15 protein-coding genes are annotated in these 14162 nt (G+C 72.9%); 7 read left to right on the plus strand and 8 right to left on the minus strand.

What is annotated here, in order from left to right:
* Positions 1-68 precede the first annotated feature (68 nt).
* On the plus strand, positions 69-536 hold the full coding sequence (locus AFM16_RS06940) for a pyridoxamine 5'-phosphate oxidase family protein (RefSeq protein WP_078632792.1): 468 nt from the start codon (positions 69-71) through the stop codon (positions 534-536).
* Between the two features lie 14 nt (positions 537-550).
* Here AFM16_RS06940 and AFM16_RS06945 read toward each other — a convergent pair whose 3' ends face one another.
* Positions 551-1453, minus strand: a complete 903-nt coding sequence (locus AFM16_RS06945) for a LysR family transcriptional regulator (protein WP_030795763.1) — start codon at positions 1451-1453, stop codon at positions 551-553.
* Between the two features lie 74 nt (positions 1454-1527).
* Here AFM16_RS06945 and AFM16_RS06950 point away from each other — a divergent pair, with 74 nt between their 5' ends.
* Positions 1528-2544: a DMT family transporter gene (locus tag AFM16_RS06950; protein ID WP_245177657.1), complete on the plus strand. Its 1017-nt coding sequence runs from the start codon at positions 1528-1530 to the stop codon at positions 2542-2544.
* 445 nt (positions 2545-2989) lie between these two features.
* On the opposite strand, the gene AFM16_RS06955 is transcribed toward AFM16_RS06950, so the two are convergent.
* On the minus strand, positions 2990-4321 hold the full coding sequence (locus tag AFM16_RS06955; protein ID WP_078632794.1) for an aminotransferase class I/II-fold pyridoxal phosphate-dependent enzyme: 1332 nt from the start codon (positions 4319-4321) through the stop codon (positions 2990-2992).
* Between the two features lie 35 nt (positions 4322-4356).
* On the opposite strand from AFM16_RS06955, the gene AFM16_RS06960 reads away from it, so the two are divergent.
* Both AFM16_RS06960 and AFM16_RS06965 read left to right on the plus strand, forming a co-directional pair.
* On the plus strand, positions 4357-5040 hold the full coding sequence (locus AFM16_RS06960) for a pyridoxamine 5'-phosphate oxidase family protein (RefSeq protein ID WP_078632795.1): 684 nt from the start codon (positions 4357-4359) through the stop codon (positions 5038-5040).
* Positions 5040-5672 carry an FMN-binding negative transcriptional regulator gene (locus AFM16_RS06965; protein WP_078632796.1) on the plus strand — a complete coding sequence of 211 codons (633 nt, stop codon included), beginning with the start codon at positions 5040-5042 and terminating at the stop codon, positions 5670-5672. The genes AFM16_RS06960 and AFM16_RS06965 overlap by 1 nt, the downstream gene beginning before the upstream one ends.
* Before the next feature lie 45 nt (positions 5673-5717).
* On the opposite strand, the gene AFM16_RS06970 is transcribed toward AFM16_RS06965, so the two are convergent.
* Entirely contained in the window at positions 5718-6731 is a 1014-nt protein-coding gene (locus tag AFM16_RS06970; RefSeq protein ID WP_078632797.1) for an EamA family transporter, read from the minus strand.
* A 70-nt stretch (positions 6732-6801) separates the two neighbouring features.
* The gene (locus AFM16_RS06975) at positions 6802-7341 is read right to left on the minus strand and encodes a Clp protease N-terminal domain-containing protein (protein WP_370628025.1); all 540 of its coding nucleotides are present in this window, start codon (positions 7339-7341) and stop codon (positions 6802-6804) included.
* 231 nt (positions 7342-7572) lie between these two features.
* Here AFM16_RS06975 and AFM16_RS06980 point away from each other — a divergent pair, with 231 nt between their 5' ends.
* Positions 7573-8001 (plus strand): type II toxin-antitoxin system Rv0910 family toxin, encoded by a 429-nt coding sequence (locus tag AFM16_RS06980; protein ID WP_030798503.1) that lies wholly within the window; start codon positions 7573-7575, stop codon positions 7999-8001.
* 101 nt (positions 8002-8102) lie between these two features.
* On the opposite strand, the gene AFM16_RS06985 is transcribed toward AFM16_RS06980, so the two are convergent.
* A complete protein-coding gene (locus AFM16_RS06985) occupies positions 8103-8750 on the minus strand; it encodes a PadR family transcriptional regulator (RefSeq protein WP_030798504.1) in 648 nt (215 codons plus the stop codon).
* 128 nt (positions 8751-8878) lie between these two features.
* Between AFM16_RS06985 and AFM16_RS06990 the strand changes: the two genes are divergently transcribed.
* The gene (locus tag AFM16_RS06990) at positions 8879-9658 is read left to right on the plus strand and encodes an SDR family NAD(P)-dependent oxidoreductase (RefSeq protein ID WP_078632799.1); all 780 of its coding nucleotides are present in this window, start codon (positions 8879-8881) and stop codon (positions 9656-9658) included.
* Between the two features lie 71 nt (positions 9659-9729).
* Complete coding sequence (locus AFM16_RS06995; protein ID WP_078632800.1) at positions 9730-11490, plus strand: SulP family inorganic anion transporter; 1761 nt, start codon at positions 9730-9732, stop codon at positions 11488-11490.
* Here AFM16_RS06995 and AFM16_RS07000 read toward each other — a convergent pair.
* The 3 genes from AFM16_RS07000 to AFM16_RS07010 all read right to left on the minus strand — a co-directional run bounded on the left by AFM16_RS07000 (position 11471) and on the right by AFM16_RS07010 (position 13359).
* Positions 11471-12304 carry a class II glutamine amidotransferase gene (locus AFM16_RS07000; protein ID WP_030798511.1) on the minus strand — a complete coding sequence of 278 codons (834 nt, stop codon included), beginning with the start codon at positions 12302-12304 and terminating at the stop codon, positions 11471-11473. The genes AFM16_RS06995 and AFM16_RS07000 overlap by 20 nt on opposite strands.
* Before the next feature lie 127 nt (positions 12305-12431).
* The gene (locus tag AFM16_RS07005) at positions 12432-12857 is read right to left on the minus strand and encodes a DUF7144 family membrane protein (RefSeq protein WP_370628134.1); all 426 of its coding nucleotides are present in this window, start codon (positions 12855-12857) and stop codon (positions 12432-12434) included.
* Between the two features lie 34 nt (positions 12858-12891).
* Positions 12892-13359, minus strand: a complete 468-nt coding sequence (locus AFM16_RS07010; RefSeq protein ID WP_030798516.1) for an SHOCT domain-containing protein — start codon at positions 13357-13359, stop codon at positions 12892-12894.
* Positions 13360-14162 lie beyond the last annotated feature (803 nt).

Here is a 14162-nt window from a genome sequence, read left to right on the forward strand (position 1 = left end):
GGAAGAAGTCTCATTCTTTTCTGACGGTACGTCAGAAAGCGGCACAGGAGAAGAGAAGAGGGGGCCGGATGACCGTCACACAGCGCCGGGGCCGGAAGATCATGATGACGCCGGGCGAGCTGGACGCGTTCCTCACCACCCAGCGCACCTGCCGGGTGGCCACGGTGTCCGCCGAGGGCGCGCCGCATGTGAGCGCGCTGTGGTACCTGTGGGACGGCAGCGCGCTCTGGCTGTACTCCGTCGTCCGCAGCAAGCGCTGGACCCAGCTCCGGCGCGATCCGCGGGTCGCGATCGTGGTCGACACCGGAGAGGAGTACGAGTCGCTGCGCGGCGTCGAGCTGTCGGGGGCCGTGGAGTTCGTGGGCGAGGCTCCGCGCACCGGGGAACTGTGCGCCGAACTCGACGCCGTGGAGACGCTGTTCGCCCGCAAGAACTTCGGGCTCGACGCGATGCCGCACGACGGGCGGCACGCCTGGGTGCGGCTGCGGCCCGACAAGATCGTGTCCTGGGACTTCCGCAAGCTCGGCGACCGGTAGCCCGTCGGCCCAGGTCAACCCACCTTTGTCGCCGCGGACTTCAGCGCCCTGACCGCCGCCCGGATCGACGGACGGCGGTCGGCGTCCGCCCGCCACACCACGTAGACGTGCCGGCGCACCCGCTGACGCAGCGGGATCATCACCACCCCGTCGGGCACCGGGTGCCGGCCCAGCACCGGGGCGATGCACACCCCCAACCCGGCCGCCACCAGGTTCAGTTGCGTGTGGGTCTCGGCGGCCCGGTGGCCGACGATCGGTTCGACGCCGCGCGAGCGGAGCGTGAACATCAGCCACTCGTGGCAGAACTCGCCCTCGCCCCAGGTGATCCACTCGTCCCCGGCGAACTCCCCGAGGTCCACCTCGTCCCGGTCCGCGAGTCGGTGCCCGGCGGGAATCGCGACCTCGGCGGGGTCGTCGAGGATGGGCGCCTTGACCAGGCCGTCGGGCAGCGGCATCGGCTTGTTGTACCAGTCGAGGACGACCGCGAGGTCCAGGTCGCCGCGGACCACCCCGGCGATACCGCGCTCCGGCTCCAGCTCGCACGAGCGCAGCCGCAGCCCGGGGTGCTCCTCCCGTAGCGCGGCGAGCGCCACCGGGAACAGTCCGCGCGCCGCCGTCGGGAACGCCGACAGTCTCAACTCCCCTACCACCTGCCCGCGTTGGGCCTCCAGATCGGACTGGGCCAGCTCGACCTGGGACAAAATCCGGGCCGCGTGGGCGGAGAGCAGCCGGCCCGCGTCCGTGAGCCGCACCCCGCGCCCGTTCTTGGCCAGCAACTGCTGCCCGACCTCCCGCTCCAGCTTGGCCATCTGCTGCGAGACGGCCGAGGTGGTGATGTGCAGAGCGGTGGCGGCCCCGCTGACCGAGCCGTGCCGGGCGAGGGCGTCGAGGGTGCGCAGGCGCTCCAGGTTCAACATGTAAGCGATACTACGAGGTATCGGGTGCGAAGTCTCGCTTGTGCTACGAGATCGTGGGCGGCATGGTGTGGACCATGAGGACCACGACCCCCGTCACCGTTCCCGAGGCCGACCTCGGCACCGCACCCCGTTCCACCCCGCGCCGCGCGCTCGACTGGCGGCTGCGCTTCGGCGCGCTCTCGCTGATCTGGGGCTTCAGCTTCCTGCTGATCAAGGTCGGCACGCACGGCTACGCGCCCTTCCAGGTCACCCTGGGCCGGCTGGTCTTCGGTACGGCGGTCCTGGCGGCGGCGATGGCGGTGAAGCGGGAGCGGTTGCCGCGCGGGGTGCGGACCTGGGCCCATCTGACGGTCGCCGCGTTCCTGCTCAACGCGCTGCCGTTCTCCCTGTTCGCCTATGCCGAGCTGACGATCCCCTCCACGCTGGCCGGCATCTGCAACGCGACCTCGCCCCTGTGGGGCATGGCCCTCTCCCTGGTCGCCCTCTCCGAGGACCGGCCCACCCGGGTCAGGGTCGCGGGGCTCGGCCTGGGCTTCCTCGGGGTGCTGACCGTCCTGGGCGCCTGGCAGGGCTTCCACGGTCTGGACGCGCGGGGCACGGCGATGGCACTGCTGGCCTCGCTGAGCTATCCGATCGGCTGGATCTACGTCCGCCGCACGCTGGCCGACACCGGGTTCTCGGCGCTGTCGATGACGGGGGCGCAGTTGTTTCTCGCGACGGTGCAACTGGGTGTGGTGACGCCGCTGTTCACGTCGTTCCCGAGCCGGTTCGCGGTGCTGCCGCTGCTCGCGATCGTCGCGTTGGGGACGCTGGGGACGGGGTTGGCGCTGCTGATCCAGTACGGGTTGGTGACGGAGGTCGGGCCGACGACGGCGCAGATGGTCACGTACTTCATTCCGGTCATCGCTACGGGGGCGGGGGTGGCTGTGCTGGGTGAGTCGCTGCGGTGGTCGACGCCGGTGGGGGCGGTGGTGGTGTTGGCGGGGGCGGCGCTGACGCAGGTTCGGGGGGCGCGTGGGGTCACGGGGGGTGCGGTGCGTCGGCGGGTGCGGGTGCGTGGGGGCTGGTCGCGCAGTTCCCCGCGCCCCTGAGGCCGGCACCCGCGGCCGGCGTTCGAGGGCCGCCGGGGGAAACGGGGGCGGCGCGTACGGTCCCGGGAAGTGCGGTGCGTCGGCGGGTGCGGGTGCGTGGGGGCTGGTCGCGCAGTTCCCCGCGCCCCTGAGGGCGACATCCGCGGCCGGCGTTCGAGGGCCGCCGGGGAGACGGGGGCGGCGCGTACGGTCCCGGGAAGTGCGGTGCGTCGGCGGGTGCGGGTGCGTGGGGGCTGGTCGCGCAGTTCCCCGCGCCCCTGAGGCCGGCACCCGCGACCCGCGTTCGACAGCCGCCGCAGAACCGGGGCCGCGCGTACGGTCCCGGGAAGTGCGGTGCGTCGGCGGGTGCGGGTGCGTGGGGGCCGGTCGCGCAGTTCCCCGCGCCCCTGAGGCCGGCACCCGCGACCCGCGTTCGAAGTCGCCCCTGGGGTGCCTGACCTCGCTGTCAGACATAGCTGCGGGACGGGGACGGGCCCGAGGCTGCTGCCACCGCCGTCGCCAAGGGGGCCGTTTCCTCTTCGGTCAGGGTGGAGATCGTGATGCGGATCGCCGGTGGGGAGGACAGGCGGAAACGGGCCCCCGGGGACACCGCCCAGCCCGCGTGCAGCAGGCGTGCCACCGCTCCCGTCTCGTCCGGGACCGGGATCCAGACGTTCATCCCGCTGCGCCCGTGCGCCGTCACCCCCCGCTCGGCCAGCGCGTCGATCAGCCGTTCGCGCCGCTCCCGGTAGGCCGCGGCCACCGCGGGGCCGTCCACCGCGCCGTCCGTCCATAGCCGCACCACGGCCCGCTGCATCAGCAGACTCACCCAGCCGGGGCCGAGGCGTTGCCGTCCCCGGACCCGGTCGACGGTGACGTCGTCCCCGGTCAGCAGGGCGAGCCGCAGGTCGGGGCCGTACGTCTTGGCGACCGAGCGGACGAACGCCCAGTGCCGGGTGACACCGGCGAGGGGGTGCAGCGGGAGGTCGACGACGCCGTGGCCGTGGTCGTCCTCGATCAGCAGGGTTCCGGGGTGGTCGGCGAGGACGGCCCGCAGGGCGCGGGCGCGGGCGGCGCTCACGGCGGCGCCGGTCGGGTTCTGCGCGCGGGCGGTCACCACCACGGCGCTCGCCCCTCCCTCCAGCGCGGCCCGCAGCCGGTCGGGCAGCGGACCCTCGTCGTCCACGCCGACCGGGACCGTGCGCAGCCCGAGCGCCGGCACGAGGTCGAGCGTCCGGCCCCAGCCGGGGTCCTCGACGGCGACGCCGTCCCCCGGCTTGAGATGCGCGGCGAGGACGCGTTCGACGGCGTCCAGGGCACCGGAGGCCACGGTCAGCGGACCGGCGGGCACCCCGTCGGCGTCGAGGGCGGCCCGCGCGAGCCGGGCCAGCTCCGGGTCGACGGGCTCGGCGCCGTAGAGCACAGGCTCCCGGTCGCCGCGCTCGGCGGCCGCGGCGAAGGCGCCCGCGAGCGGGGGCAGCAGGGCCGGATCGGGGTTGCCGCCCGCCAGGTCGCGCACCCCCTCGGGCACGTCGAGCCGCACCTTCTCGCGGCCGGTGGTGGCCGGCTTGGGCCGCACCCGGCTGCCCCGGCGCCCGTGCGTCTCGATCACCCCGCGCTCCCGCAGGGTGCGGTACGCGGCCGCGACGGTGTTCGGGTTCACCCCGAGCGTGGCCGCCAACTCCCGCATCGGGGGCAGCAGTTGCCCCGGTTCCAGCGCGCCTTCGCCGACCGCGCGCTCGATGCTCGCGGAAATGTCCGCTGCGCGCCGCCCCGTGATCCGATACTCTCCTAGCACAAACCCAAGTATGCACTAGTGCAATGGAGAGCGCCATGCAGGGGACCCCGGAGACGACGACCCGGCCCGCCGCCTACACCCCGACCGACCGCACGGTCCCCACACGGTCGGCGCAGAAGGCGTCGTACGACAAGGAACTGGTGCACTCGATACTCGACGAGGGGTACGTCTGCCATCTGGGCTTCGTCCGCGACGGCGCGCCGGTCGTGCTGCCGACGCTCTACGGCCGGGTCGGCGAGACGCTCTATCTGCACGGTTCGACGGGCTCGCGGCCGCTGCGGATGACGGGCAAGGCCGACCCGGGGCTGCCGGTGTGCGTGACGGTGACGCACGTGGACGGCCTGGTCCTGGCCCGCTCCGCCTTCCATCACTCGATCAACTACCGCTCGGTCGTGGTGCACGGCGTGGCCCGCACCGTCACGGACCCGGAGGAGAAGCGCGTCGCCCTCGACGCCCTGGTCGACCATGTGGTGCCGGGCCGGGCCGCCGACTCCCGCCCCGCGAACAAGAAGGAACTCGCCGCCACCGCCGTGATCCGTCTCGACCTGAACGAGGTCTCGGCCAAGACCCGCACCGGCGGGGTGAACGAGGAGCCCGAGGACCTCGGCCTCCCCCACTGGGCCGGCGTGATCCCGCTGCGCACGGGCTACGGCGCCCCGCTCCCCGAGGCCGACCTCGCCCCCGGCACGACGTTCCCCGACTACCTCGCCGCGCTCTGATGCTGATCCACCCCTGGGACGCGCCCCGCGACGACACCGAATGGCAGAGCTGGCTGGCCGGACGCGACTTCGGCCAGCTCGCCGTCAACGGGCCGGCCGGCGAGCCCCCGTTCGTCCAGCCCCTCCACTTCGTCTACGACCCCGACCGCGGCGAGGCGCTCACCCACCTGGCCCGCCCCAACCCCCTCTGGCCCGCACTGGAGGCGGCTCCGGAGGTCGTGCTGAGCGTGGTGGACGACTACGTGTTCGTGCCGGGCCCCTGGCAGGCACCGCCCGACGGACCCGCCGAGCACGGCACGCCGACGAGCTTCTACGCGGCCGTCCAGCTCCGCTGCCGGGCACACATCGTGGACGACCCGACCGCCAAGGCCACCCTGCTCAACCGCCAGGTCGAACACTTCCAGCCCGAGGGCGGCTCGGCCCGCGCGACGGCAGGCGAGGCCCCGTACGGCCGCCTGCTTCCCGGAATCCGCGGCCTACGCCTGGAGGTGACCGGCGTCCGAGCAAAGTTCAAGTACGGAGGCCGCCGCCCCACCGAGGTCCGGGACCGGATCGCGGCCGAACTGGCGGCACGAAACGCACCGGGCGACGCGGCGGCGCTGGGGCACCTCCTGCGACGGAGAGCCGACTGACCCGACCCGGGCGGCCCGCCTCTCGGGGGTTCGTCAGACGACGCTCTAGCGGGGCACCGGCTCGGACTCCCGCGCAGGCACCGGCTCCGGGCTGCCCGTCACGACCGGCGTTGCCGAGCCCTTCGACGGGGTGGACGACTGTGCGATGAACGCTCCCAGCAGGACCACCGCGCCGCCCGCGATCTGCGGTGCGGAGAGGTGTTCGCCGAGCAGGACCCAGGCCAGGACCGTCGCGATGACCGCCTCCAGGCAGGCCACGACCCCGGCGACCTGCGGGGACAGGCGGCGCACGGACACCACACCGGTGACGTACGCGACGACCGTGGCGATCAGCACGATCCAGGCGAGCAGCAGCCAGGCCGGCACCTCGGTGCCGTTCATGTCGGCGCCGTGCCCGAGGACCGAGAAGTCCATGCCCCACGGGCGGGCGACGACCGTCAGCACGAGGGCGCCGACGAGCAGGCCGTACGCGATGACGCCGAGCGGGTCGGGCGCGTCCGCGCCGGAGTCGCTGCCCTGGTCGGACAGGACGAAGTAGCCGACCTGGCAGCCGGCGGCGGCCAGCGCGAGCGCCAGGCCGAGGGCGTCGAAGCCGAGTCCGGCCCAGACCTCCACCACACAGGCGAGGCCGCCCACCGCGAGGACCACCCCGAGCGCGGCGGCACGTGTCACCGGCCGCCGCTGCACGAACCGCACCCAGCCGAGCACCAGCGCAGGCGCCAGGTACTCGACGAGCAGCGCGACCCCGACCGGGATCCGGGATATGGACGCGAAGTAGAACGCCTGGACGCCGGCCACGCCGAGCAGACCGAACCCGGCGAGCAGCGCGGGGCGGCGGCGCACCAGCGCGCGGTGCCGTACGGCGAGCGGCAGCATCACGAGGGCCGCGCCGGTCACCCGCAGCCAGACCACGTGCAGCGGGTCGAGGCCCGCCTCGATCAGCGGCTTGGCCGCGACCCCGGACCCGCCGAAGGCGATGGCCGACCCGACCGCCAGACCGAGCCCGATGCCCTTGCCGCGGTTGACCGTACTGCTCACAGACGTATGCACGGCACCCATGATGACAGGGCATGACATGACCGTCATCCTCGATGACACCTGTCTCACCGTCTGGACCCGTGCGCGGGCCTCACTCCCCGGTGGGCTCCTGCGAGCCGTCGCCCAGGCGGGTGCGGAGCGCGGGGACGTCGACGCCCGCGCGGGTGAGGACCTCGACGGCCCGCGCCCGCGGGTCGTCGACGATCGCCGCGAGCAGATCGGCGCCGCGCGCGGGCCCGCCGTCCCGCCGGGCGGCCCGCGCACCGGCCCGCTCCAGGGCGACGGCGGCCAGCGGGGAGAGCCCTTCGCCGGGCGGGGCGTTCGGGCCTACGACGGGCAGGGCGCCGGAGTCCTCGACACCGCCGCGCCAGCGCAAGCCGTAGCCGATGCTGCGCTGCACGAGGTAGCCGAGCAGCCGGGCGAGCTGGGGGCCGTCGAAGAGGGCGCACACCTGGGGGTCGTGGTCCAGGAGCGAGTGCAGGAGGTGCGCGGTGTCGATCTGCCGGTCCCCGTCCCGCAGGGCCCGGCGGCGCGCGGCGGCCAGCGCAGCCGTGGGCTCGGCACCGAGCCCGGAGCGCTCACGGATCGGCTGCCGGGGACCGCGGGAAGTACCGGGAGTACGGGGCTGCACTCCCCCACCCCACCAGCCCCGGCCGGCGGGGGCATCCCCGGCGGGAACCATTTCGGCGTCCCACGTCGAGTGGACCGGGCGGGCCGAAATCTCCTCCTCGGGGAGGAGATCAGGCCGCCCCGCACTGATTCTGACAGTTCATCAGTATTGAACATTGACGGCCCCGGAGCTACTTTCCGCGACAACGCACGCCGTCGCAGCCGGAGTTGCCTGACACGAAGAGGTGGTCGCATGGCCGAGATCAACGCCGAGGCACGCATCGAGGCACCGGCCGAGAAGGTGTGGGCCCAGCTCACCGACTGGCCGGCGTACGGCGAGTGGAACGCGACCCACACCAACTTCCCGCAGGGCGGCCCCGATTCACTGGAGGTGGGCGCCACCTTCCAGGAGAACATGAAGCTGATGGGCTTCCCGGCCGAGGTCGAGTGGACGGTCGCCGAACTGGAACCGGCCCGCGTGCTGGCCATCCGCGGCAAGGGCCCGATGGCCGTGGACGTCGCGACCCGGTACACCCTCACCCCCGACGGCGACGGGACGACGGTCCGCATCGACGGCGAGTTCACGGGCGCGGCGGTGTCGCTGATGGCGGGCCGGCTCAAGGACTCGGGGACGGCGGCCCTCAACGAATCGCTGCGCAAGCTGGGCGGCCTGGTCTCCTGACACGGGCCCGGGCCCCGGGCCCCGGGTACGCGAGACGCCCCGCGGAGTGTTCCGCGGGGCGCCTTCACCGTCGTACGACACCAAGTGCCGTCGTCGGCCGGTCAGTCCTCGTCGGCGAGGATCAGGTACAGCTTCTTGCGGGCCTCGTTGACGACCGCGAGGGCCTTCTCGCGCTGCTCCTTGCTGCCGGCCTTCCAGACCTGCCCGAAGGCCTCCATCAGACCGAAGCCGGCCTGGCGGACCTCGCCGAGCGCCTCCCAGTCGACACCGCGGCCGGCGTCCTCCCAGGGGGCGTCGGGGCCTTCCTCGGCGGCCGCGCGGCCCTCCTCGGTGAGCGCGAAGAGCTTCTTGCCGCCCTCGCTCTCACTGCCGATCAGGCCCTCGTCCTCCAGCAGTTGGAGGGTGGGGTACACCGAACCGGGGCTGGGCTTCCACGCCCCGCCGCTGCGCTCGGCGATCTCCTGGATCATCTCGTAGCCGTGCATCGGCCGGTCCTTGAGCAGGGCCAGGATCGAGGCCCGCACATCACCGCGCCGCGCCCTCCCCCTGGGCCCGCCACGCCCTCGGCCGCCCCAGGGCCCACCGGGCCCGAATCCGGGCCCGAACCCGCCGCCGGGGCCGAACCCCGGACCACCCGGGCCCCCCGGACCGAAGGGCCCGAAGGCCGCACGCCCACCCTCGAAGCCACCCCGGCCACGCCGGAAGGGGCCGTCCTGACCATGTCCACGCTCATATCCGTGGGTACGCATCGCAACCACTCCATTCCATCGATCGTTGATCTGTCGCGATGCGTCAACGATATATCGGAACACTTCGCTTGGCAAGCAGGCGGCATGCAGGCGGCGAACACCCGGCGGACAAGCCCTAGGGTTCGGGCATGGACTCGCGGAGCTATCTCGCCGAACTGTTCTCGCTGGAGGGCCGGGTCGCCGTGGTGACCGGGGGCAGTTCCGGCATCGGGCGCGCCGTCGCCGGGGCGCTCGCCCGGGCCGGGGCGAGCGTGGTGGTCGTGGCGCGCCAGGAGCCGGAGCTGGCCGAGACGGTGGCGGAGCTGACCCGGGACGGCTGCCGGGCGGCCTGGGTGAGCGCCGACCTGGGCAGCCGCGAGGGTGTGCACACGGCGGCGGAGCGGGCCGTCGAGGCGTTCGGCGAGCCCGACATCCTCGTCAACAGCGCCGGGATCAACCTGCGGCCCCCGCTGGACGAGCTGGGCGACGACGTCTGGGACGCCACCATGGCCGTCAATCTGGAGGCGCCGCATCTGCTGAGCCGCCGGTTCGGGCCCGGCATGGCCGAGCGGGGCTTCGGCCGGATCATCCACGTCACCAGCCAGCAGGCCCACCGCGCGTTCGTGCAGAGCGGCGCCTACGGCGTCTCGAAGGGGGCGCTGGAGTCGCTGGCCCGCTCGCAGGCGGAGGCGTGGTCGCCGTACGGCGTCACCTGCAACACGCTGGTGCCCGGCTTCGTCATGACACCGCTGAACGCCCGGCTGTCCTCCGACCCGGAGCGGGTCGCGGCCCTGGCCGCGCGGACCATGGTCGGCCGCAACGGCCTGGCCGGCGACTTCGCCGGAGCCGCGGTGTTCCTGGCGAGCCGCGCCTCGGGGTACGTCACCGGCCAGTCGATATTCGTCGACGGCGGCTTCTCGGTGCACTGAATCGGCATCTGAACCGGCACGACGAGGGACGTCCCCGACCGACCGAGTGAGGCGATGTGGAAGGGCGGTCGATGACGACCACGAACGACGGACGACAAGCGGCCTCGTGGTGGCGGGCCGTCCCCGGGATCCGGGCGGTGACGACGTACCGGCGCGCCTGGCTGCCGAAGGACCTGGTCGCCGGGGTCGTCCTGACCACCCTGCTGGTGCCGCAGGGCATGGCCTACGCCGAACTCGCCGGGCTGCCGCCGATCACCGGCCTCTACACGACGATCCTCTGTCTGCTCGGCTACGCGGTGTGCGGGCCGTCCCGGATCCTGGTGCTGGGCCCGGACTCCTCGCTCGGACCGATGATCGCCGCGAGCGTGCTGCCCCTGGTGGCCGCCGACGGCGACCCCGACCGCGCGGTCGCGCTGGCCTCCATGCTCGCCGTGATGGTGGCCGCGATCATGATCCTGGCCTCGGTGGCGAAGCTCGGGTTCGTCGCCGACCTGATCTCCAAGCCGACCATGATCGGCTATATGAACGGCCTGGCCCTGACCATCCTCATCGGTCAGCTCCCCAAGCTGCTCGGCTTCTCGGTCGACGCGGACCATCTCGTCGAGGAGGCCGCCGGGGTCGTGGAGAAGATCGCCGACGGCGCGGTGGTGCCGGCCGCCGCCGCGGTCGGCTGCGGCGGGATCGCGCTGATCCTGGTCCTGCAACGGCTGCTGCCGAAGATCCCCGCCGTGCTCGTCATGGTGGTCCTCGCGATCGCCGCGACCGCCGCCTTCGACCTCGGCGGGCGCGGGGTGCACCTCGTCGGTCAACTCCCCGAGGGCTTCCCGCCGTTCACCCTGCCCGACGTCCGGCTCTCCGACCTGGCGCCGCTGTCGGTCGGGGCGCTGGGCATCGCGCTGGTCTCCCTCGCCGACACCATCTCCAACGCCTCCGCCTTCGCCGCCCGCACCGGCCAGGAGGTCCGCGGCAACCAGGAGATGGCCGGCGTCGGCGCCGCGAACCTGGCGGCCGGCCTCTTCCAGGGCTTCCCGGTCAGCGCCAGCGGATCCCGTACGGCGGTGGCGGAGCGCACCGGGGCCAGAAGCCAGCTCACCGGGGTCGTCGGCGCGGCGCTGATCGCCCTGATGCTGCTGGTCGCCCCCGGCCTCTTCCGCGACCTGCCCCAGCCGGCCCTGGCCGCCGTCGTCGTCACCGCGTCCCTGTCCCTGGCCGACATCCCCGGCACGGTACGGCTGTGGCGGCAGCGCCGGGCCGAATGCCTGCTGTCGCTCGCCGCGTTCGCCGGGGTGGCCCTGCTCGGCGTCCTGGAGGGCATCGCGATCGCGGTGGCCCTGTCGGTGCTGAACGTGTTCCGGCGCGCCTGGTGGCCGTACAACACCGTGCTGGGGCGGGTGAAGGGGCTGGAGGGGTACCACGACGTGCGCTCGCACCCGGGGGCCGAACGGCTGCCGGGACTGGTGCTGCACCGGTGGGACGCGCCGCTGATCTTCGCCAACGCCAAGACGTTCCGCGACGAGATCCTGCGGCTCGCCCGCACCGAGCCGAGGCCCACCTGGATCGTGGTCGCGGCGGAGCCGGTGACGGACGTGGACACGACCGCCTCGGACGTGCTGGAGGAACTCGACGCGACCCTGAACGCCGAGGGCGTCCACTTGGTGTTCGCCGAGCTGAAGGACCCGGTGCGCCGGAAGATCGAGCGGTACGAGCTGACCCGCACCATCGACCCGGAGCACTTCTTCCCGACGGTGGAGGCCGCCGTCGCCGCGTTCCGGCAGCGCACGGGGGCGCGCTGGCAACCGGCGGGCGGTGACGCTACGCGGCCTGGGGAGTGAACGTGTGCATCTCGTCGTCCCCGTCCTCCACCACGCCGTACGTGCTCTCGGGCACCTCGTTCCAGGCGCCGGGGAGGTCGCCCAGCGGTTCGGAGACGATCAGACGGGTCTCGTCGGAGACCTCCTGCAGGAAGCCCAGATCGGGGTGGAGCTGGCGCAGGGCCTGCACCCGGGTGCTGTAGAACAGCGACCGGGACTGCTTCTGGCTGGAGTAGCGGAAGGCCCACATCCGCCGTCCCTCGGTCACCGCGACCGTCATCTGGAGCGGGTACTCCACGCCGTGCTCGTGGCCGACGCGCTCGACGAAGCCCGCCATCCGCGCGACGGCGCCCGGCGGGTCGTCCTCCAGGCCGAAGGTGAGGGCCAGGTAGAACATCATCTCCGAGTCCGTGGAGCCCTCCATGTCCAGGAAGAGCTGGGGGTCGACGGCCAGCGCGAGGTCACGCCGGGTCCGGTGGAACTCGGCGATCGCGCCGTTGTGCATCCACATCCAGCGGCCGTGCCGGAAGGGGTGGCAGTTGGTCTGCTGCACCGCCGTCCCGGTGGTGGCGCGGATGTGCGCGAAGAACAGCGGCGAGCGGATGTGGTCGGCCAGTTCCCGCAGGTTGCGGTTGCTCCAGGCCGGCCCGATGTCCCGGAAGACGCCGGGGGTCTTCATCCCGTCGCCGTACCAGCCGATCCCGAAGCCGTCGCCGTTCGTCGTCTCGACGCCCAGCCGCGAGTGCAGGCTCTGGTCGATGAGCGAGTGCTCGGGTTTGTACAGGATGGTGTCCAGCAGGATGGGCGTTCCCGAGTAGGCGAGCCAACGGCACATGGTCCTGCCTTCCTGGTCGGCGGTGCGATGTTGCTGTCCGGGCGGGTGCGCGGGGGCGGGCGGCGCCCGGTCGGCGCCGCCCGCCCCGGCGTGGGGCTCCCCGCACCGGCCCGGTACCCGGGCGGCTCTAGTAGCCGGAGTCCTCGGTCGGGCGTGCCACGCACAGGCCCCAGATGATGAACGCGGAGAACGCGATCATCACGACCGACCAGACCGGGTAGTACGGCAGGGACAGGAAGTTGGCGATGATGATCAGCGAAGCGATCGCCACACCGGACCAGCGCGCCCAGGTGGCGCCCTGGAACAGCCCCATGCTGACGATCACCGCGACCACGCCGAGGGCGAGATGGATCCAGCCCCACCCGGTGAGGTCGAACTGGAAGACGTAGTCGCGTGTGGTGACGAAGATGTCGTCCTCGGCGATGCCCATGATGCCGCGGAAGATGTCGAGCACCCCGGCGATCATGAGCGTCACGGCGGCGAAGACCATCAGGCCCTCGGCCCACTGTCGCCTCGCGGACGACGTCTTTTGCGTGGCGTGTGTCATCCCGATGCCTCGATTCGGTGTCGTTCGGTGTGCCCGGGGCTCAGCGGCTCGCGCCGGTTCCGGAGGCGACCGGTCCGGGGCGGTCCGCGGGGGGCTGGTCGCCCAGGATCTGCGCCTTGGCCCGGCGGAACTCCTCGTCCGTGATGTCACCGCGGCTCTTCATCTCGGACAGCTTGTGGAGCTGGTCGACACTGCTGCCGGAGCCGCCGCCGTGACCCTTGGCGGTGTCACGGATGTACTGGTCGAACTCCTGCTGCTGCGCACGCGCCTGGGCCATCTCGCGCTTGCCCATGTTCTTGCCGCGGGCGACCACGTAGACGAACACGCCCAGGAAGGGCAGTACGACACAGAAGACCAGCCAGCCGGCCTTGGCCCAGCCGCTGAGGTCGTCGTCGCGGAAGATGTCGACGACGATCCGGAACAGCAGCACGAACCACATGACCCACAGGAAGAAGACCAGCATGGTCCAGAACGCGCTGAGCAGCGGGTAGTCGTACGCGAGGTACATGTCTCTCCTCCGTTCCGGGCGTTCGCCCGATGTCCGACCGGGCCTGCGCCCGACATACGCCCCGGACCTGAGCCCGAGCCCGTACGGCTCTCAGCGTGCGCACGGCAAGCGGCGCGCGCCTCACCCGGGGAGGGTGATCGGGGGGTTCACCCGGGGTGGGGTGGGGGTTGGGGGGGCGGCGGGGCCGGTGGAGTGGGTTGTGGGGGGGGCGGTGGGTTCGATCGGGCTGGTGGGGTTCGGTAGGTCCCCGTCGGCTGGGCGGAGCCGGTGGGTGCGGTCGGGGTGGTGGGGTTCAGGGGGCAGGTGCAACCGGTGGGGCAGGTAGAGCTGGTGCGCTCGGTCGGGCTGGTGGGGTTCGGCGGGCCAGGCGGAGCCGGTGGCTGGGCTGGGCGGAACCGGTGGGAACGGGGGGCCAGGCGGACCCGGCGGGCACAAGTCCCACCAGATATGCCCGACCAACCGGATGCCACGGTCCGCACCGCCCGCGCTGGCCCGCCGAACCAATGGAACGCACAGGCCCGCCGGACACGCCCCCGGGGCAGCCGTTCGCGCCGGACCTGCGGGACGCGCCCCACCTGCCGGACCAGCCGAATGAAACGGTCCCACCGCACCCGTCGGCCCGCCGAACCAGACGCAACCCGCGACGCCCGCTGGATGCGCCGGTCCTCTCGCATCCCCGGACCAACCACACGCCCCGGACCCGCTCAAGCCACAAGGCCGCCAGGCGTGCGGGATCCACCGGTCCTGCCGCACCAGCCGATCTGCCGAACCAACGGAACTCGCCACGCATGCCGACCAGGCCA

The organism is Streptomyces antibioticus (assembly GCF_002019855.1).
In the GTDB taxonomy this organism is placed as follows: Bacteria; Actinomycetota; Actinomycetes; order Streptomycetales; family Streptomycetaceae; genus Streptomyces; species Streptomyces antibioticus_B.